This is a genomic window from Pseudoalteromonas sp. NCCP-2140, assembly GCF_023708065.1.
In the GTDB taxonomy this organism is placed as follows: domain Bacteria; phylum Pseudomonadota; class Gammaproteobacteria; order Enterobacterales; family Alteromonadaceae; genus Pseudoalteromonas.
In genome coordinates, this window is the sequence record NZ_BRCZ01000011.1 from 1 (window position 1) to 18884 (window position 18884).

Annotated in this window: 19 protein-coding genes; 10 read left to right on the top strand and 9 right to left on the bottom strand. The window is 43.1% G+C overall.

The features are described from left to right. Positions 1–360 precede the first annotated feature (360 nt). Positions 361–792, bottom strand: a complete 432-nt coding sequence (locus NFU46_RS17030) for a TIGR02444 family protein (protein WP_251603529.1) — start codon at positions 790–792, stop codon at positions 361–363. Next, on the bottom strand, positions 779–2698 hold the full coding sequence (locus tag NFU46_RS17035; RefSeq protein WP_251603532.1) for an ATP-binding cassette domain-containing protein: 1920 nt from the start codon (positions 2696–2698) through the stop codon (positions 779–781). The genes NFU46_RS17030 and NFU46_RS17035 overlap by 14 nt, the downstream gene beginning before the upstream one ends. 129 nt (positions 2699–2827) lie before the next feature. Here NFU46_RS17035 and NFU46_RS17040 point away from each other — a divergent pair, with 129 nt between their 5' ends. Continuing rightward, entirely contained in the window at positions 2828–3031 is a 204-nt protein-coding gene (locus NFU46_RS17040) for a YheV family putative zinc ribbon protein (protein WP_054562906.1), read from the top strand. Positions 3032–3054: 23 nt separating this feature from the next. Here the strand turns inward: NFU46_RS17040 and NFU46_RS17045 are convergent, their stop codons facing one another. Both NFU46_RS17045 and NFU46_RS17050 read right to left on the bottom strand, forming a co-directional pair. Continuing rightward, the gene (locus NFU46_RS17045) at positions 3055–3267 is read right to left on the bottom strand and encodes a SlyX family protein (RefSeq protein ID WP_054554490.1); all 213 of its coding nucleotides are present in this window, start codon (positions 3265–3267) and stop codon (positions 3055–3057) included. After that, entirely contained in the window at positions 3254–4252 is a 999-nt protein-coding gene (locus tag NFU46_RS17050; protein WP_063529198.1) for a WD40 repeat domain-containing protein, read from the bottom strand. Before NFU46_RS17050 ends, NFU46_RS17045 begins: the two co-directional genes overlap by 14 nt. 200 nt (positions 4253–4452) lie before the next feature. On the opposite strand from NFU46_RS17050, the gene fkpA reads away from it, so the two are divergent. After that, positions 4453–5208, top strand: coding sequence for an FKBP-type peptidyl-prolyl cis-trans isomerase (gene fkpA / locus NFU46_RS17055; protein WP_054562904.1), 756 nt, complete (start codon positions 4453–4455; stop codon positions 5206–5208). Between the two features lie 53 nt (positions 5209–5261). On the opposite strand, the gene NFU46_RS17060 is transcribed toward fkpA, so the two are convergent. Both NFU46_RS17060 and NFU46_RS17065 read right to left on the bottom strand, forming a co-directional pair. Further along, positions 5262–6308, bottom strand: a complete 1047-nt coding sequence (locus NFU46_RS17060; protein WP_251603535.1) for an LD-carboxypeptidase — start codon at positions 6306–6308, stop codon at positions 5262–5264. A gap of 142 nt (positions 6309–6450) precedes the next feature. After that, positions 6451–6921 carry an Rsd/AlgQ family anti-sigma factor gene (locus NFU46_RS17065; RefSeq protein WP_054562902.1) on the bottom strand — a complete coding sequence of 157 codons (471 nt, stop codon included), beginning with the start codon at positions 6919–6921 and terminating at the stop codon, positions 6451–6453. A 613-nt stretch (positions 6922–7534) separates the two neighbouring features. On the opposite strand from NFU46_RS17065, the gene hemE reads away from it, so the two are divergent. Next, positions 7535–8599: a uroporphyrinogen decarboxylase gene (gene hemE, locus NFU46_RS17070; protein ID WP_054562901.1), complete on the top strand. Its 1065-nt coding sequence runs from the start codon at positions 7535–7537 to the stop codon at positions 8597–8599. A gap of 59 nt (positions 8600–8658) precedes the next feature. Here the strand turns inward: hemE and sthA are convergent, their stop codons facing one another. Together sthA and NFU46_RS17080 are read right to left on the bottom strand one after the other, a co-directional pair. Beyond that, on the bottom strand, positions 8659–10089 hold the full coding sequence (gene sthA, locus NFU46_RS17075; RefSeq protein WP_175079399.1) for a Si-specific NAD(P)(+) transhydrogenase: 1431 nt from the start codon (positions 10087–10089) through the stop codon (positions 8659–8661). 13 nt (positions 10090–10102) lie between these two features. Continuing rightward, positions 10103–11236 (bottom strand): fatty acid desaturase, encoded by a 1134-nt coding sequence (locus tag NFU46_RS17080; protein WP_251603538.1) that lies wholly within the window; start codon positions 11234–11236, stop codon positions 10103–10105. 116 nt (positions 11237–11352) lie between these two features. On the opposite strand from NFU46_RS17080, the gene fabR reads away from it, so the two are divergent. The 6 genes from fabR to NFU46_RS17110 all read left to right on the top strand — a co-directional run bounded on the left by fabR (position 11353) and on the right by NFU46_RS17110 (position 17736). Then, positions 11353–11982 (top strand): HTH-type transcriptional repressor FabR, encoded by a 630-nt coding sequence (gene fabR, locus NFU46_RS17085; RefSeq protein ID WP_054562898.1) that lies wholly within the window; start codon positions 11353–11355, stop codon positions 11980–11982. Between the two features lie 357 nt (positions 11983–12339). After that, positions 12340–13887, top strand: a complete 1548-nt coding sequence (gene leuA / locus NFU46_RS17090) for a 2-isopropylmalate synthase (RefSeq protein WP_063528590.1) — start codon at positions 12340–12342, stop codon at positions 13885–13887. Further along, positions 13884–14960 carry a 3-isopropylmalate dehydrogenase gene (gene leuB, locus NFU46_RS17095; RefSeq protein WP_054554475.1) on the top strand — a complete coding sequence of 359 codons (1077 nt, stop codon included), beginning with the start codon at positions 13884–13886 and terminating at the stop codon, positions 14958–14960. Before leuA ends, leuB begins: the two co-directional genes overlap by 4 nt. 58 nt (positions 14961–15018) lie before the next feature. Further along, positions 15019–16419, top strand: a complete 1401-nt coding sequence (gene leuC / locus NFU46_RS17100; protein WP_054554474.1) for a 3-isopropylmalate dehydratase large subunit — start codon at positions 15019–15021, stop codon at positions 16417–16419. Next, the gene (leuD, locus tag NFU46_RS17105) at positions 16419–17018 is read left to right on the top strand and encodes a 3-isopropylmalate dehydratase small subunit (protein ID WP_054562894.1); all 600 of its coding nucleotides are present in this window, start codon (positions 16419–16421) and stop codon (positions 17016–17018) included. The genes leuC and leuD overlap by 1 nt, the downstream gene beginning before the upstream one ends. Positions 17019–17142: 124 nt before the next feature. Beyond that, positions 17143–17736: a hypothetical protein gene (locus NFU46_RS17110; RefSeq protein ID WP_251603542.1), complete on the top strand. Its 594-nt coding sequence runs from the start codon at positions 17143–17145 to the stop codon at positions 17734–17736. A gap of 2 nt (positions 17737–17738) precedes the next feature. Here the strand turns inward: NFU46_RS17110 and NFU46_RS17115 are convergent, their stop codons facing one another. After that, positions 17739–18056 (bottom strand): hypothetical protein, encoded by a 318-nt coding sequence (locus NFU46_RS17115; RefSeq protein ID WP_251603649.1) that lies wholly within the window; start codon positions 18054–18056, stop codon positions 17739–17741. A gap of 175 nt (positions 18057–18231) precedes the next feature. Here NFU46_RS17115 and NFU46_RS17120 point away from each other — a divergent pair, with 175 nt between their 5' ends. Beyond that, entirely contained in the window at positions 18232–18678 is a 447-nt protein-coding gene (locus NFU46_RS17120) for a TerB family tellurite resistance protein (protein ID WP_055198598.1), read from the top strand. Positions 18679–18884: the final 206 nt, after the last annotated feature.

Sequence of the window (18884 nt, forward strand, 5' to 3'; positions counted from 1 at the left end):
CGTATTTATTCGCGACCATCTTAACTGTATCTGTGGTGTCTAACGACTCTTGAACGACTTTTATTTTAAATTCGAGGGAATATCTACGCTGTGACTTTACTTTCATGATTACTGACTCCAAAAGGTGTCTACTTTTATGGAGTCAGATCAGAGCGGTAGAGTTGTTGAGTGCAGTGTCTTACTCAGCATTCACTCTGTTAATTCTTTGAGTAGGTTGGTTTGCGAAGCGAAACCCAACGCAATCCATGTAAACCCTTTCTTTGGTAAACCCAAACCATCATAAATCACTCCCAAGGTTATGCTTGACCTAGAACCTAGAACCTAGAACCTAGAACCTAGAACCTAGAATCTTTACCCTCGCTAACTCGCTAACTCAGTACCGACATAAAGCCTTATATTTTCAGCATTTGTGTACTGAGTGAATACCATCGTATTCGCTGTGTTTATCAGTAATTGTTGCTGTTGTTTTTCTAGTTTTAGTTCTGCGCTAAGTAGCTCTTTGCGGATGGTGGGGTAGTCTGAAATCTCGTTTTGAATAGTTTTCAGGTAGGCGCGTGTGGCTCTTAGGGGCTGTAAAGCTTGCTGGTCAAATTCGGCAATGCACGACTCAAGCTCACTCAGTTGAAAGGGTGTTACAGCCAGCTCTAAAGAATCAAGATAATAAAGCAGCAGGCAAAGGTTAACATTTTTGCCTAGCTGGTCTTGATAGCCTAGTAGCTTGGTTTGCATGCCGTCTTTGCTGTAAAGCTTGCATGCAAACTGCCAAAACTGTTCGCTGTTAAGCGGTTTCATCGGCAAAGGCCTGCTCTTTTTCTTCAAGCTCTTCAAGTGCCATGAGCAGCTCTTCTTCAACGTCATTAAGCTTGGGTGTTAAGCTTGCTTGCTTAGCGAGTAGCTCTGTCAGTTTGGCTTTATTTTCATCATTGTATAAGTCATTGTCGGCAAGTGCGTTTTCGATTTCACCAAGCTCTGTAGAGTACTTATCAAGTTGCTTTTCAAGCCTTTCGATTTGCTTTTTCAACGGCTGCACTGACTTTCTGAACTCAGCTTCTAAGCGCTTTTGCTCTTTGCGGTTAACGCTTGAATGGGCTTTAGGGGCATTGTCTTCAGGGCTTTTAGCAGCTTCTTTATTGGCATTCAGTAGCCATTGGTAATAGGCATCAAGGTCATAACCAAATTGTGTTACTTCGCCGTTATCAACGAGGTAATACTCATCAGCGGTATTTTTAAGCATATGACGGTCGTGCGATACGGTCACCATAGCGCCTTCAAAGCCTTGCAGCGCCATAACTAAAGCATGGCGCATTTCTAAATCGAGGTGGTTGGTTGGCTCATCCAGTAACAATAGGTTTGGCTTTTGGTACACCAGCATAGCTAGCACTAAACGGGCTTTTTCACCGCCAGAAAATGGCGCAACTGGCTCAAGAGCTTTATCGCCAAAGAATGCAAAGCCACCTAAAAAGTCACGCAGTGATTGCTCTGGAGCTTGCGGATTTAAACGTTGTAAATGGGTCACTGCACTGGCTTTTAAATCGAGTGACTCAAGTTGATGCTGCGCAAAGTAACCAATATTTAAGCCCTGATGCTGAAATACTTCACCTGCTTGAGGTTGTAAATCGCCAGCTAATAATTTAATCAGTGTTGATTTACCCGCACCATTTCGTCCAAGCAGTGCAATACGGCTACCCGGAACAAGGTTTAGCTTGATGCTGTGTAAAATGGTGGTGTCACCATAGCCTGCTTTGGCTTGGTCGAGAGTCATTAACGGGTTTGGCAGCGCTGTAGGCTCGGCAAATTCAAAATCAAAGGGTGAGTCAACATGGGCTGGGGCCAGCTTTTCCATACGCTCTAAGGCTTTTACGCGGCTTTGTGCTTGCTTAGCCTTACTAGCTTTTGCTTTGAAGCGTGTAATGAATTTTTCTAGATGAGCAATTTGCTCTTGTTGCTTTTCGAACATCGCTTGTTGTTGTAATAAGCGCTCTGCTTTTTGGCGTTCGAATTGCGAGTAATTGCCTTTATAAACATTTATTTTTTGTGCGTCTATGTGCCAAATTTGGTCTACAACGGCATCTAAGAACTCTCGGTCATGGGAAATAAGCACTAGAGTGCCTGTGTAGGCACGTAAAAAGCGCTCTAACCAGTAAACCGCATCGAGATCTAAGTGGTTGGTTGGCTCATCCAGCAGTAATAAATCGGCATCACGAATAAGTGCTTGTGCTAAGTTTAAGCGCATACGCCAGCCACCAGAAAAGGCGCTTACTGGGTTGTCTATTTGCTCATTACTAAAACCTAAGCCGTGTAATAGCTCACCTGCTTTTGCCTCAATGCTATAGCCTTGAATATGTTCTAGGCCAATATGTGCTTTTGCCTGCGCATCGCCGTCGTTATTTTGCTCAGCTTCGCGTAGCGCAATTCTTAGCGCGTAATATTCAGGGTGACCTTGTAATACATAATCGAGGGCACTGATTTCGAGCGCGGGTGTTTCTTGCTTCACAGAAGCAATTGACCAGTCTTTAGGAGCTTGGCATTCACCAGCATCGAGTTGCAATTCAGACTTTAATAGCGCGAACAGCGTTGATTTACCACAGCCATTAGCGCCAACAAGGCCGACTTTATGCTCTGGGAATAAGGTTGCAGAGGCCCCTTTTAGTAAGGCGTTACCACCACGTAGAAGTTCGATGTCTGAAATTTGGATCATGAATGTTTACTTGCACAGCACTGATTTAATTGTCGCTATCATAACACGGATCACATTAGCCTTCGCAATCGTATCAAACAGAGAATTATTAGGCTAAAATAGCCGCCTACATGCCACGGGAGATCATCTATGAGACAAAAGAAACGCTTTATTGCTGGCGCATCATGCCCTGAGTGTAAGGCCATGGATACCATGATGCTTTATAAAGAACATGATGTGGAAAAAGTGGAGTGCGTACAGTGTGGCCACAAAATGACGCAACCAGAGCAGGCAGTGCAAGCCTCAACACGCCAATTTGAGCAAGTGATTGGTGTATTTAAGCCGGGCGATTAATTCCCGGCTCTATCACTACCTAATTAATAGTGCGGCGGTGGCGGCTCTTGCATTTGTGACATTAAAGATGGCTGCTGCGCTTCTTTGATCTTTTCTGCAAGTAACTCTGTCTGGCGTTTCATTTTAGCCAGCTGCTGTTGGTGCGCTTTAAGCTCATCGTTTAATATTTCAATTGTTTCATCTTGAAAAGCGACTTTCGCTTCAAGTTCCATTAGACGATCTTCAATTGTATTCATTTGATTCTCTTAGATTAAAACTTTCAGCGAATCCGCTGGAGCTTTCGGTTAATAACGCTTGGTTGTTATCAGTAAACGCAACATCTAACACCACGGCTGATTTCGGGCGGCTTCCTTCACGAGGAATCACTTGCCACGTTTGTAATTTTTTACCTGACTCTAGCTGCCATAAATCAACCAATCGATTGGGTGAACCGGTGGCAATTAAAGTCCCTTCATCGTTAAAACGGACGGCGGTAAAAATTTTCTGACGCGCAATATACGCCAGTTTGCTAACAAGATCACCTGTAGTCAGTTGCCATACATTTGCTTGCTTCATACTGTCTGCGGTAAATGCGTAACGACCTTGTGGATCAAGGGCGACTTGAGTAACGCGACTTGGGTGATTAAAGCGGTGGATCACTTGCCCTGTGCGAGTATCCCAAAAGTAAGCAACATAGTCATTTGAGCCGCTAATGGCGTAGTGACCGTTAGGTGATAGATCAACAACATTGACTTTTTCTTGGTGGCCAAGGAACTCTATGCGTCTGCCACTCTCTAAGTCGAGGTAAACGACTACACCGTCGGCGCGGCCATATAACACACTGCGCCCTTGGTTACTTATCGCGATATCTCGAATTGTTGAGGCGTGTATTTTGTAATAACCCGTGTTGTTGCCCGTGGCAATGTCCCACACTGCAAAGGTGGACTTCTCAGCGGTAACTGCATGGCTATTGTCGTAAGAGATAGCAACAGTATGAACCAAGCTATCTTGATTTTGTTGTTGAAACCATTGGTATTTTAGCACCTGTTGTTGATTATCCCACAGTGCGACCCCATGGTGTATTGATGAGATTAAGCTGTATTTGCCATCGTGTGACAGCGCACTGGCGAAGGCACCTTTAGCCGCATGCTCATAGCGTGCAGTTGATTGCTCATGTTGCTCAGAGCACGCTACAACTAAGCAAAGGCTGAGCAGATACAAAAAAGTACGAAATATCGACATATTACGAGTATTTCCCCTTAACTCTTAGTGATTGAGAGGTTAGACTAGGTCTCGTTGAAGGCCTAGGTTGTTAGTCTAATCGCTGATCATGCATAAGCATGACGTTAGTTATTAGACAAGCAGCCTACCATGTAGGTCGTTAATCTTTAACTAGTAATAATACAATAATTGACAACTGCAAAGTGTGTCGGAGATATAAAATGAGAAAGACGATTAAATTGTCATTGATTGCAGCGTCAGTTTTAGCGCTTACAGCTTGTAATCAGGAAGCAAAAAAAGAACAGCAAGCTGAAGTTAAACTAGAGACTGAAGCTCAACAACAAGCATACGGTATTGGTGCATCTGTTGGTAACTTCTTAAACCAAGACCTTGCTGATAAAAAAGCGCTAGGTGTTGAACTAGACGAAGCACTTCTTAAGCGTGGTTTTGAAGACGCACTAGCGGGTAACGCTAAACTTGATGACGAAAAAATTCGTGAAGTGTTAACGGCGCTTGATCAAAGCATTCGCACTAAACAACAAGAAAAAGCGAAAGTAGAATCTGAAAAGAGCAAAGCTGAAGGCGAAAAATACCTAGCTGAAAACGCGAAAAAAGAAGGCGTTACAGTAACTGAGTCTGGCCTACAGTACGAAGTGATCACTGAAGGTGAAGGCGAAAAGCCAGTAGCAACTGACGTTGTTAAAGTACACTACAAAGGCACTTTATTAGACGGTACTGAGTTCGATAGCTCTTACTCACGTAACGAACCAACTACTTTCCCACTTAACCGTGTGATCCCAGGTTGGACTGAAGGTTTACAATTAATGCCAGTTGGCTCTAAGTACAAGTTCACTATTCCATCTGAACTTGCATACGGTGAGCGTGATCTTGGTAAGATCCCAGCAAACTCAACGCTTGTTTTTGAAGTAGAATTACTTGAAATCCAAAGCGATGACAAAGCTGTACCAGCTGAGTAATATTTAACTCAATAAAAAAGGGCTGAAAGCCCTTTTTTTATGCGCGAAGTTTATTAACTAAATGCCGCTTCTTTCATTTTTAATGTGCCACTATCTGCATCAAGCTCAACCACAGTACCAACAGGCAGAATAAATTGGCGCTTAATATGGCCAATCATAGCTCCACGATAAGCAGGAATTCCCAACGGTTTTATATAATCTGCAAAAATATCATCAAGGGTTAAAGAGCCATAACCACGGCCTGGCTTACAGTCATTACAATCGCCAAATACAAAGCCTGCAATCTTATCCAGTGCGCCCATAAGTTTTAGTGTGCTCATCATTCTGTCAATTCGATACGGCGCTTCGTCGATATCTTCTAAAAATAAAATTGCGCCATCAAAGTCAGGTAAATAATTCGAGCCTGCGAGGGCTGTCAGTACCGTTAAGTTACCGCCGATTAATCGTCCAGAGGCTTTACCTGGTGTAATCGTTTGGGTCAGATACTGAGTGTTAACAAGCTCATCATCGGCTTTTGGTAAGTTTTGGAAATGCATCAACTTACGCGCTTCGAACATGTTCTTAAATTGCGCGACATGAAACGGGTTCCAGTCACTCGATGCATTTGGGCCATGAAAGCTGATTAACCCAGCTTGAGACAGTAATGCATTGTGAAGAGCGGTAATATCTGAATAGCCCATTAGAGGTTTTGGGTTGTTACGGATCATTGCGTAGTCGAGCAAAGGTAAAATACGGGCAGCGCCTGAACCGCCACGTAAACACAAAATGGCATCAACCTCTTTGTCGCTGAATAAACTATTTAAGTCGCCGGCTCGCATTGCATCAGTGCCAGCTAAATGCCCACGTCTTGCTAAAATGTTTGGTGCAAGCTTAGCCTTGTAACCCAGTGCTTCTATAACGCCTTGTGCTAATAAAATATCAGCCTGCTCAGCAGTGGCAGCTGACGGGCTACATATCCCAATTGTGCCGCCTGTAGGAAGAGCTTTTGGCTTAATTAATGTTTGGGTACTAGCATTTTGTGCCGCCATTAAAGGAGCTGATGTCAGACTTGCGCCAGCGGCAAGAATTGAAAGTGACTTTAAAAATGACCGTTTATTCATAGCGAGCCTCATGTTTTTATAGTATGAGTATCGCATTGAAGAAAATATTTCAAATATTTGTTACGAAATGGAATAGATGATTCTTTTTGGCAAGGCAAAAACACTTCAGCAGAGAGTGTTTCTCTGCTGTGTAACTAAGCTGTTAGCTGGTGTGATTAGAATATAAGTTGTCGATTAACTCATCTTCTAGCTCAAAGCGCAGTTCAAGTGCTTCGCCTAAGATTGATAGGTCTTTATCAAACTCATCAAGCAAGTCATCTTTGTCAACTTCTGCGTATTTGTCGTTAAAGTCGAGTGCTACATCTGTGGTTTCAGAAATGCGAGGGTATAAGGCATTCGCCAGCTTTTGGCTCTCAGGACCTTTTTCTTCACACGCTTTGGCAATGTCGTCGTAAATTTCGAAATGGCCAGCAGAAAGGTAATCCATCAGAATTTGGCAAAAGTTTTGAATTTGCAGCTGATCAGGAAGGGCGTGATCTTTCTTTTCGTACGGTGAAAAGCCTGCAATACGGCAGAACAACACAAGCAGCTCTTGACGTTCTGTGAGCCATTTGTCGATTACAGAGTGACTACCACCCCATTTTTGTTGAGCTTTTTCCAAACGCGTCAGCATATTTCATCTCCTCGCTGAGTAGGTTTTCCTTTGTATATATAAAAAGGAAATATGACACAAAGATCAACTAAATTCTTAGTGTCTAATTGCAACAGATTGTAAAAGTCATTCTAAAGACATACTTTTCAGCATTGAATAGGCCAAAAAATGACCTTGTTTTTAGAGTGGACTTTTTTTTGCTCTCATTGCAGTGTATGGGAATTGATTCAAAACTACTAGTATTAATTTTGCAATTTTTATCTAAGCGGATGAGTTGTAATTTGCTGATTTAGAAAAGAAAAAACCACCAAAATTGGTGGTTTAATTCTTTTTCTTAGACTTGTTAAAACAAGCGTTCTTATTATTATGGGAAGATTGTTGTTCTTATTGTTATAAGATTTTTATTATTGTTTTTGTTAACGCGGGGTAAGTTATACCAAGCTTTTTTGTATGTTGCAAATTTATTAATAGAAAGTTTTAAATTTATTTTGTTTTCGCTCAAAAAACGCACATTAGGCTGAGGGAGGCTGAAAAAACATGATCTATATCTAGCCTTGATTATCTATCCATAGTGAGACGCTCAATATGGTGATACAATCTGCTCAATTTCATTCAGTTCTAGGATTCTATACGCATGAGCGAATTAAAAAACGATCGTTATTTACGTGCACTACAAAAGCAACCTGTTGATGTCACACCGGTATGGATGATGCGCCAAGCTGGCCGTTATTTACCTGAATACCGTGCTACACGTGCCCAAGCAGGCGACTTTATGAGTTTATGTAAAAACGCTGAACTTGCTTGTGAAGTAACGTTACAGCCATTACGTCGTTATCCGCTTGATGCTGCAATTCTATTCAGTGATATTTTAACTATTCCTGATGCTATGGGCTTAGGTCTTTACTTTGAAACAGGTGAAGGTCCAAAATTTGAACGTCCGATTTCTTCATTAGCAGATGTTAAAAAAATCCCAAATATCGATCCAACTGATGAGCTTGGTTATGTGATGAATGCGGTAAGTACGATTCGTCGCGAATTAAAAGGTGAAGTACCGCTAATTGGTTTCTCTGGTTCACCTTGGACACTTGCCACTTACATGGTTGAAGGTGGTAGCAGCAAAACATTCGGTAAAATCAAGAAAATGGCCTTTGCAGAGCCACAAACACTGCACCTATTACTTGATAAATTAGCTGACTCAGTAATCGACTATTTAAACGCGCAAGTTAAAGCGGGCGCGCAATCGTTAATGGTATTTGACTCATGGGGCGGTGTATTAAGCCCACGTGACTACAATGAGTTTTCATTACAATACATGCACAAGATTGTTGATGGCTTAATTCGCGAACATGATGGCCGTAAAGTACCAGTGACGTTATTTACTAAAAATGGTGGTCAGTGGATTGAAGCAATTGCAGCAACAGGCTGTGATGCAGTAGGTCTAGACTGGACTATTAACATCGGTGATGCAAAGCGTCGTGTTGGCGATAAAGTAGCGCTGCAAGGTAACATGGACCCAGCAATGCTGCATGGCACGCCTGAGCGTATTCGCCAAGAAGTTGCCACTATCCTAGAAGACTTTGGTACAGGCTCTGGCCATGTATTCAACCTTGGTCACGGTATTACACCAGATGTAGACCCAGAAAATGCAGGTGTATTTATCAACGCGGTTCATGAATTCAGTGGTAAATACCACAAGTAAGCAAAAGCTAGTCATAAAAAAGCCCGCATTAAGCGGGCTTTTTGTTATAATTCACTTCGTTACTTAAACAAACGATTTAAACCATTTAATGCAGCTACGCGATAGGCTTCTGCCATGGTCGGATAGTTGAACGTGGTATTTACAAAGTAATCAATGTTATTGCCGCCGTTCTTTTGCTCCATAATCGCTTGGCCGATGTGAACGATTTCAGAGGCACGCTCACCGAAGCAGTGCACACCTAGTACTTCTTTGGTATCAACATGGAATAAAATCTTTAAGCTACCCACCTCGGTGCCAGCAATTTGCGCTCGCGCTAAATGCTTAAATTGAGCACGGCCTACCTCGTAAGGGACTTTTGCTGCTGTTAATTCTTGCTCTGTTTTACCCACTGAGCTCATTTCAGGGATCGTATAAATACCTGCTGGGATATCAATGATCAGCTTCTCATCACAGTTACCACTTGCAATCGCATCGGCTGCAATACGGCCTTGGTCAAATGCCGCACTTGCAAGGCTTGGGTAACCAATGACATCACCTACAGCATAAATGTTGTCGACTTCTGTTTGGTATGTTTCATTCACTCTAAGCTGGCCACGACCATCCGCTTTTAGGCCTACAGCTTCAAGGTTTAATGTGTCTGTGTTACCAGTACGACCATTGGCAAATAAAATACAGTCAGCTTTTACGCGCTTACCTGATTTTAAGTGCATTACCACACAATCATCGCGAGTTTCTACGCGATCAAACTCTTCATTATGGCGAATAACAATGCCGCTATTCCAGAAGTGATAGCTTAGAGCATCTGAAATTTCCGCATCCATGAAAGCAAGTAGGCGGTCACGGGTATTTACCAGGTCAACCTTGGCACCTAAGCCTTTAAAAATAGAGGCATACTCACAACCAATTACACCGGCACCATAAATCAGCACACGATGAGGGTCATCTTCAAGGCCTAAAATCGTATCGCTGTCGTAAATACGTGGATGTTTAAAGTCTACACCCGGTGGACGGTAAGGGCGCGAGCCAGTAGCAATAACGATTGTTTGTGCAGTAAGAGTTTCAAACGAACCGTCTAGGTGCGTCACTTTGATAGTGTGGTTATCAATAAACTCAGCATCACCTTGATACATATGAATGCGGTTACGCTCATAAAAGCTGCTGCGTAAATTAGATTGCTTTGAAATGACGTTACTTGCGTGGTGCAAAATATCTGGGAAAGTTAAGCGGTTAGGGCGTTCACTAATATTAAAAAGCGGATTTGCTTTATATTCAATATAACGGCTTACAGAATGACGTAATGCTTTTGACGGGATAGTACCCCAGTGCACACAACCGCCACCTACCGCTTCTTGGCGCTCAATGACAGCGACTTTCTTGTTACTTTTAGACAGGTTCATGGCGGTACCTTCACCGCCAGGACCTGTACCTATGATGATCGCATCATATTGATAAGATGGAGTATCTTTTTGCTTTACTTGTTGTTTGGCCACAGCCGCTCCTATGTTAACTAAAAGAGGCTTTTAACAACCTCGCATTTAGTGCAAGCCAAGCCTGCTTTTGGTTTTCCCAAGCGGCTTCAAGCTCGTGATATTGTGTCATTAATGCTGACTTTTCGCATTGTTTCATCATTTTATTGCGTTTGATTTCTAACACGCGTTTTTGCAAGGCACAGAAGTGTTGCAGTTTTTTCAGCAGTAAATCGTACTCAGATTGTAATAATGTAAGCTTATCTTGCGCTAAAGGCAATTTTGCAAGGCGACCTTGAGTCTTATTCATCAAGGTTTCTGCTTTGGCTTTTTCGATTCGCTCAATCGGTGTGCGCTTTAATTTTGAAGCAAGACCGATTGCCGCTAAAGAGCGGATCATCCACTTAGTTGGATCATAGTGATACCACTTAATGCCATTGCGATAGTCGCTAGCAAAAATATGGTGGAAGTTATGATAGCCTTCACCGTAGGTGAATAGCGCTAAAAAGCCATTATCACGGGCGGTGTTTTTTTCTGTGTATGGACGTGAACCCCAGATATGCGCCAGCGAGTTGATAAAAAAGGTAAAATGTTGGCTCAATACTAAGCGTAGTAAACCAACCAGTAATAACATGCCCCATACATCGCCAAGCATTAAACCAAGTAGTAAAGGAATACCAAAATTAGTCGCGACGACTAACTTCATATAGTGACGGTGTTGCCACATAACAACTTTGTTTTTTTGTAAGTCACGGCAGTTACTGTAGTTACCGTATTGCTCGCCTTGATAATCGCGCAGCATCCAACCTATGTGGCTATACCAAAAGCCATTAGTAGCGGCGTAAGGGTCTTTGATTGGATCATCAACTTGACCATGGTGAATACGGTGATCGCTACTCCAGTGCAAGGCACTATTTTGTAGTGCAAAAGCACCACCTAAGGCAAAAATCACTTCAATAACAGGGTGCACATCATAGGCTTTGTGTGCCCATAAACGGTGATAACCTGCAGTAATAGAAAGTCCGGCGTAGAACATACAGCCAACAAAGGCTATCCACTGTGTACTGGTGTATCCGTAGCTAAAGCCATACCAAGGAACAAGGGTGATCGAGGCCAAAAATGTAAGGCTAAAAAATAGCACATTGGTCCAAATAATCGGTGGTTTTTTCATCTGAATAAATCTCGGCGTACAGTTGTACGCTAAAATAGTGTTTCATTCTCTCCGCGTCAAGTATTAGACTGTCTCATTAACCGAAAAATCATTAAAAGTTCACGCTGGGAGTTTCCATGTCGGGTGTTAGAGCGCAACAGAAACAAAAAACACGACAAGCACTAATCGAGGCTGCATTCAATCAATTGAGTGCCGATCATAGTTTTTCTAATTTAAGCTTGCGTGAAGTTGCCCGTGAAGCAGGGATTGCCCCCACCTCTTTTTACCGCCACTTTAAAGACATGAATGAGCTCGGTTTGACCATGGTTGATGAAGCTGGTTTAACACTTCGCCAGCTTATGCGCCAAGCGCGTCGCCGTATTGAGAGTGGTGGAAGTGTGATCACGACATCAATCGTTACCTTTATGGAGTTTATCGATAACTCGAGCAACCAATTTAGATTGTTATTGCGTGAGCGCTCAGGAACTTCAAAAGCATTTCGTGCCGCGGTTGCTCGTGAAATTAAACATTTCATTTTAGAGCTTGCGCATTACCTTGAAAGCGAAACACCATGCGACCCAACTCATGCATACATTCAAGCCGAAGCCATGGTGACTTTAGTATTTAATGCCGGTGCCGAAGCCCTCGATATTGAAGGGACACAACGCGAAGAGCTGGTTGAACGTTTAATTTGGCAATTACGTTATATTGCTCGCGGTGCCACTTTATACGTGCGTGATAGTAACCAATCGCAAAAGTTAATCTAAGCAATAGAGGCTTTACCTTCCGAAACTTTAAACGTTCAATACACTCAGTGAGGGTTAATTAACCTTAGAAATGCATTTTTGTGGATTTTTAATTCTATTAAGGCGATTTAAAAATCGCTTTTGTGGAAAAATTATGCTTGCAAGCAAGTTTTTTGAATGTTAAAAATACAGCCACTGAACACACATTTAGTAAATTAAGATGCAAATTACACATTCAATTACATTAAAACTAAACCTCTTACTGCTTAAATCAGTGAGCGGGGCTTAGTGTATTTGCATTTGTAGAACATTAAAAAACCCCGCAACCGCGGGGTTTTTTTTATCTCGCTAATGGGTCATTGGGAACGAGGACAGTTTATGAAAGATAAGGTTTGGATTTTTGACACAACGTTACGTGATGGTGAGCAAGCATTAAAAGCAAGCCTAACCGAAGACGACAAAATTCAACTTGCGCATACCATTAGCCGCTTAAATGTGGATGTAATGGAAGTGGGTTTTCCGGTATCTAGCCCGGCAGATTTTCGCTCTGTACAGCGCATTGCGACTGAAGTAAAAGGGCCGATTATTTGTGGCTTAGCACGTGCTGTTGCAAAAGATATTGAAGCATGTGGTGAAGCACTTCGCCCGGCAGAGCAGGGCCGTATTCATACATTTATTGCAACCAGTCCATTACACCTTGAACACAAATTACGTATGAGCTTAGACGATGCAACGGCAATGGCTGTTAAGTCGATTAAACTTGCGCGTAACTACACCGATGACGTTGAGTTTTCGTGTGAAGATGCAGGTCGTACACCGCATTGGGATTTATGCCGTATCGTTGAAAGCGCTATTGATGCGGGTGCATCAACTATCAACTTACCTGACACCGTAGGCTATGTAACGCCAGACGAATATGCTGCGATGATCCATCACTTAATGAACAATGTGCCAAATATCGACAAGGCGCGTTTAAGCGTGCATTGCCATAATGATTTAGGTTTAGCGGTTGCTAACTCAATCGCAGCGGTACAAGCCGGTGCTCGCCAAATCGAATGTACGATTAATGGTATTGGTGAGCGCGCAGGTAACTGTTCGCTTGAAGAAGTGGCGATGATCATGAAGATGCGTGAAGACCACTTAAAAGTGCATACCGATATTCGTAGTGAAGAAATTTACCGTGCTTCGCGTCAAGTCGCGAAGATTTGTAATATGCCAGTACAACCAAACAAAGCAATTGTTGGTGAAAACGCCTTTGCACACAGCTCAGGGATCCACCAAGACGGCGTATTAAAAGCCCAAAACACTTACGAAATTATGTCGCCAGAAAGTGTCGGTGTACCTAATAATCAATTAAACATGACTTCGCGTTCAGGTCGTCATGTTATTGAGCATCGTTTAGAAGAGTTAGGCTATCAAAAATCTGATTACGATATGGATAGCTTATACAGCAGCTTCTTAGCATTAGCAGACCAAAAAGGTACTGTGTATGACTACGACTTAGAAGCGATGATTTACTTTAATCAAATCAAAGATAAAGACGAAAAGTACCAGCTTGAATTTGTTAACTCGACGTCTAACTCACAATCAGTGGCGAGCTCAACAATCGGCATGACAATTGATGGCGAGTCTAAGCAAGAGGCAGCAACAGGTAACGGCCCTGTCGAAGCATCATTCTTAGCAATTGAGCGCTTAACGGGTATGTCGGTTGAGATGATTGAATATAACCTAGAAGCAACAGGCCAAGGTGCCAGCTCGCTAGGACAAGTGAATATTATCGCTAAATACGATGGTCGCCCATATCACGGCGCGGGCATTGCAGCGGATGTGGTTGAAGCGTCGGTACGCGCCATGATCCGCGTTTATAACTTAATTTATCGTGCACAAAAAGTGTCTGATTTAAAACAACAGAGGAAAGCAGGATGAGTCAATCGAATTACAGTATCGCAGTATTAGCAGGCGACGGGATTGGTCCAGAAGTTATGGCAGCAGCAGAAACCGTCTTGGATGCTGTAAGCGAAAAGTTTGGTTTTACTTTGACTCGTCATCACCACGCGATTGGTGGTGCTGCCATTGATGAGTTTGGTCAGGCACTGCCGCAAAGCACTCTTAGTGCTTGTGAAAATGCCGATGCGATTTTATTTGGCTCGGTAGGTGGTCCTAAGTGGGAAAACTTACCACCGAACGAGCAACCCGAGCGAGCTTCACTGTTGCCACTGCGTAAGCATTTTGGTTTGTTCTGTAATTTACGCCCAGCACAATTATTACCAGCACTAAGTGCTGCATCACCGCTGCGTGCAGATATCAGTGCACAAGGCTTTGATATCTTATGTGTGCGCGAGTTAACCGGTGGTATTTATTTCGGTGAAAAAGGCCGCAGTGGCGAAGGGGAGCAAGAAGCTGCTTTCGATACCCAAACATACTCACGTAAAGAAATTGAGCGCATCGCACGCTTTGCATTTGAAGCCGCTAAGCTGCGTAGTAATCATGTTACCTCGGTTGATAAAGCGAATGTGTTGGCGACCAGCGTACTTTGGCGTGAAGTGGTCTCTGAAGTGAGCAAAGACTACCCAGAGGTAAGCCTTGACTACATTTATGTTGATAACGCGGCAATGCAGTTAGTAAAACAGCCAAGTCAGTTTGATGTATTACTTTGCGATAACTTGTTTGGCGACATTTTGTCTGATGAGTGCGCGATGATCACAGGCTCTATGGGCTTATTACCATCAGCGAGTTTAAATCAGTCTGGCTTTGGTTTGTATGAGCCAGCTGGTGGCTCAGCACCTGATATCGCGGGTAAAGGGGTTGCAAACCCTATCGCACAAATTTTAAGTGCTGCGCTTATGCTGCGCTACTCACTAGGTCAAGATGAAGCGGCTCGCACGATTGAAAAAGCGGTAGCAGAAGCGGTTGAGGCCGGTGTCGGTACGCCAGATATTTACCCAAATGCAGGGTACACCACCAGTGATGTTGCTGCGGCAATTGTGGCACGTATTTAATTAAAAATTGTTTGCGCTGAGCTCGTCACTCAGCGTAACTAAAATGAGGGAATAGCAAGTGGCCCAAACCTTATACGATAAAATTTGGCAAGCTCATGTAGTCGCCAGCATAAATGATCAAACCGATTTACTTTATATCGACCGTCATCTCGTTCATGAAGTTACATCGCCGCAAGCCTTTGCTGGTTTACGTGAGAAAAACCGCAAAGTACGTTGCCCAGAAAAAACCTTTGCGACCATGGACCATAACGTTTCAACAAAAAGCCGTTCATTAGATGCTGCGAGTGAAGTGTCAAAAAATCAATTAATGGCACTGGATGCAAACTGTAAAGAGTTTGGTATTCAACTTTATGATTTAAATTCGATTAATCAAGGTATTGTGCATGTAATGGGGCCTGAGCAGGGCATTACCTTACCGGGCACAACCATAGTGTGTGGTGACAGCCATACCTCTACCCATGGTGCATTTGGTGCACTAGCGCACGGTATTGGTACTTCAGAAGTTGAGCATGTTCTAGCCACTCAAACACTGCAGCAGAAAAAAGCCAAGTCATTAAAAATTCAAATAAATGGTCGCCTACGCCCAACTGTTACTGCAAAAGATTTAATCATGGCGGTGATTGGTAAATTAGGCACTGCGGGTGGTACTGGCTATGTTGCTGAATTTTGTGGTGAAGGAATCGAAGCGCTGTCTATGGAAGCGCGTATGACGCTTTGTAATATGAGTATTGAAATGGGCGCAAAAGCGGGTTTAATCGCGCCAGATCAAACAACTTATGATTATTTAAAAGGTCGCCCATTTGCACCACAAGGTGCTGACTTTGATAGTGCCGTTGCCTATTGGCAAACATTAAAAACTGATGAAGGCGCAGAGTTTGATCATGTTGTTGAATTAGAGGCTGCTGATATTCAACCGCAAATTACGTGGGGTACCAGCCCTGAGCAAGTGATTGGCGTAGATGAATTCATTCCTGATCCTGAGCAAGAACCAGATCTAATCAAAGCAGATGCAATCCGTAGCGCACTAAAATATATGGGCTTAAAAGCCGGTGATAAATTGTCTTCAGCAACTGTTGATACCGTGTTTATTGGCTCATGTACAAATAGCCGAATTGAAGATTTACGTGCTGCGGCACAAATAGTTGAAGGTAAGCAAGTTGCAGCGGGTGTTGAAGCGCTGATTGTTCCTGGTTCTGGCCTTGTTAAAAAACAAGCCGAAGACGAAGGCCTTGCAGATATCTTCAAAGCAGCTGGCTTTGAATGGCGTGAGCCAGGTTGTTCAATGTGCTTAGCAATGAATGACGATAGATTAGAAGCCGGTAAACGCTGTGCGTCGACCTCTAATCGTAACTTTGAAGGTCGCCAAGGTCGCGGTGGCCGCACTCACTTAGTGAGCCCAGCCATGGCTGCAGCAGCGGCAATTCATGGTCGTTTTGTTGATATCAGAGGAGAAGCCTAATGAGTGTATTTTTTAGTGGCTTAATGGCCCCGTTAGATAAAAACAATGTTGATACTGACCAAATTATTCCAAAGCAATTTTTAACGTCGACCAGCCGTGATGGTTTTGATGCGGCGCTTTTTTACGATTGGCGTTATTTAGATAACGGTGAGCCAAACCCTGAGTTTATTTTGAATCGCCCTTGTTACCAAGGTGCGCAAATTCTTTTAACTCGCGACAACTTTGGTTGTGGTTCATCGCGTGAGCACGCGCCATGGGCATTAAAGCAATATGGTTTTGAAGTGATCTTAGCGGAAAGCTTTGCCGATATTTTCTTTAATAACTGCGGCAATAACCAAATGCTTGCTATCGCATTACCAGCAGAAACGCTTGAGCAATTATTTGTGCTGAGTGAACAGCATGACGATATTCATATCGAAGTTGATTTAGAAAACCAACAACTTCGTAGCGATAAGTTTGACACTATTCACTTTGATATTCGCCATGACATTAAAGAGCGTTTATTAAGCGGCTTAGACTTTATCGGTGTGACTGAAACACTTAACAGCCAAATTGATGCCTTTGAGCAGCAACTAGCAGCAGAACGCCCTTGGCAATAACCTGTTTTTTCCATGTGAACCTAAACGCGGCCAAGGCCGCGTTTTTTTGTTATTTATCGTAATTGTTTTCTTTATGGCCCTTAAACCATTAGCCTAGACAGAAATTTTATTTAGGGAACACACCATGAAATACTTAGTAGCATCGATGCTCGTGGCAGCATCATCAGTAGCAGCTGCACGACCGGCACCATTAGTGTCAATTCCAAGCCATGATGGCTTTTTTGATAATATTGCTGCCCATTGCGGTAAAGCTTACGAAGGTAAAGTGAGCGTTGATAACGCTGCTGGCCCGAGCTCATTTGCGGGCAAAAAGTTAGTAATGCATGTACGTCGGTGTAACGAGCGTGAGTTACAAGTGCCATTTCATGTTGGTGATGATGCATCTCGTACTTGGATCATCACAAAAACGGGCAGTGGTTTGAGTTTAAAGCATGACCATCGTCATAAAGATGGCAGCGATGATAAATCAACCATGTATGGTGGGCATACTCTTGATGCGGGTTTTGCTAACGCGCAGTCGTTCCCGGCTGATCAGTACTCAAAAGAGTTGTTTGTGAGCCAAGGTATTCCCCAATCAATGGGTAACACGTGGCAAATGTATATTTACCCTAAGCAATTTACGTATCGCTTAGTGCGTGAAGGGCGTGAATTTCGAGTTGATTTTGACTTAACTAACCCTATCACTCCGCCAAGCGCGCCGTGGGGATATGAAGACTAGTTCTATTTAGCTTCGTCTTCACACTGTAAAACAACCGTTAAAGGTGGCTGATAGGCGCGTGGTTTAGTTGGAAAGCGTTCATACTCCTGCACCCCATCAGTCACTCTTAGCATAAATGGTTTGTCTCTACATAAGCGACTTGCATGGCGCAGTAAGAATACGCTTTGATTGCGAAAGTGCTTGTAGTCGTCAGACTGAATTTCGAGGTGGTAGCGGCCGTCGGCCAATTTAGTTTGGTAGTAGTGGACTTTTTCGTCGAAGTCATAGAGCTTTTCGGTTTCGCCTTTTGCTGCCTGCGCATTACTGCACCCCGCTAACATTAAAACGGCGCTGATTAATAGTGCTTGTGTACTTCTCACTTCACTCACAAACACTTAACTCCATGTGATTAATACCTTGTTTCATCGTGATGTTGAACCTGAGTTAGCATCCATAGTCAAACTAAGGTAACGTTACGTCTTACATGTAGTCTAACACCCAAAAAGGGAAAATGTGATGCTCAATAAAATAAAACAGCTGTTTTCAGCGCTGAATGATACCCAATCTAACATTGCTGAGCATGACCTAAAAACCGCCGTTGCTGCGTTATTAATTGAGGTTATGCGTGCAGATAATGAGTTACAAGATGATGAGCAACAGACCCTGAATGAGACCTTAAAGAAGTATTTCTCGCTCAACGAGGAAGAGGTTCAAGAGTTAGTTGCAAGTGCATCGCAAAGCTTAGATGATGCAATAGATTATTTTCAGTTCTCAAAACAAGTTAATGCCCAGTGCAGTGCCGAGCAGCGTATTGAAATCATCGAGCTGTTGTGGCGTTTAGCCTACGCAGATGGCAATTTAGATAAGCATGAAGAAATGGTTATTCGCCGCGTCGCAAGCTTGCTCTATGTAACTCATGAAGACTTTATCGCTGCTAAGCTAGCAGCGACAAAACTAAGCTAGGGCGTGTTGACCTTTGTGGATTAAAATTTGTTCACTCTAGGGGCGATTTTATCGCGGCGCGAGATTTGTAACCTAGTGGGCTAAGTAAAAATCGAGCAACAAAGAGTTAATCGTCCCTAGGAAGAACCCGAAGGGCAGCGCGTGTTTGGCATTGATACTGCGTTATCGCCTATTTATGTGGAACAACCACACTACATAGGCTCTGC

Bases quoted from the DNA above. Each gene is read 5' to 3' on its own strand.
- NFU46_RS17050 (WP_063529198.1), bottom strand. From the start codon at position 4,252: ATGTCGATATTTCGTACTTTTTTGTATCTGCTCAGCCTTTGCTTAGTT.
- NFU46_RS17030 (WP_251603529.1), bottom strand. From the start codon at position 792: ATGAAACCGCTTAACAGCGAACAGTTTTGGCAGTTTGCATGCAAGCTT.
- NFU46_RS17065 (WP_054562902.1), bottom strand. From the start codon at position 6,921: ATGCTGACGCGTTTGGAAAAAGCTCAACAAAAATGGGGTGGTAGTCAC.
- NFU46_RS17115 (WP_251603649.1), bottom strand. From the start codon at position 18,056: ATGTTAGCGGGGTGCAGTAATGCGCAGGCAGCAAAAGGCGAAACCGAA.
- leuA (WP_063528590.1), top strand. From the start codon at position 12,340: ATGAAAGATAAGGTTTGGATTTTTGACACAACGTTACGTGATGGTGAG.
- NFU46_RS17035 (WP_251603532.1), bottom strand. From the start codon at position 2,698: ATGATCCAAATTTCAGACATCGAACTTCTACGTGGTGGTAACGCCTTA.
- NFU46_RS17060 (WP_251603535.1), bottom strand. From the start codon at position 6,308: ATGAATAAACGGTCATTTTTAAAGTCACTTTCAATTCTTGCCGCTGGC.
- NFU46_RS17120 (WP_055198598.1), top strand. From the start codon at position 18,232: ATGCTCAATAAAATAAAACAGCTGTTTTCAGCGCTGAATGATACCCAA.
- NFU46_RS17045 (WP_054554490.1), bottom strand. From the start codon at position 3,267: ATGAATACAATTGAAGATCGTCTAATGGAACTTGAAGCGAAAGTCGCT.
- NFU46_RS17040 (WP_054562906.1), top strand. From the start codon at position 2,828: ATGAGACAAAAGAAACGCTTTATTGCTGGCGCATCATGCCCTGAGTGT.
- leuB (WP_054554475.1), top strand. From the start codon at position 13,884: ATGAGTCAATCGAATTACAGTATCGCAGTATTAGCAGGCGACGGGATT.
- fkpA (WP_054562904.1), top strand. From the start codon at position 4,453: ATGAGAAAGACGATTAAATTGTCATTGATTGCAGCGTCAGTTTTAGCG.
- leuD (WP_054562894.1), top strand. From the start codon at position 16,419: ATGAGTGTATTTTTTAGTGGCTTAATGGCCCCGTTAGATAAAAACAAT.
- hemE (WP_054562901.1), top strand. From the start codon at position 7,535: ATGAGCGAATTAAAAAACGATCGTTATTTACGTGCACTACAAAAGCAA.
- NFU46_RS17080 (WP_251603538.1), bottom strand. From the start codon at position 11,236: ATGAAAAAACCACCGATTATTTGGACCAATGTGCTATTTTTTAGCCTT.
- NFU46_RS17110 (WP_251603542.1), top strand. From the start codon at position 17,143: ATGAAATACTTAGTAGCATCGATGCTCGTGGCAGCATCATCAGTAGCA.
- fabR (WP_054562898.1), top strand. From the start codon at position 11,353: ATGTCGGGTGTTAGAGCGCAACAGAAACAAAAAACACGACAAGCACTA.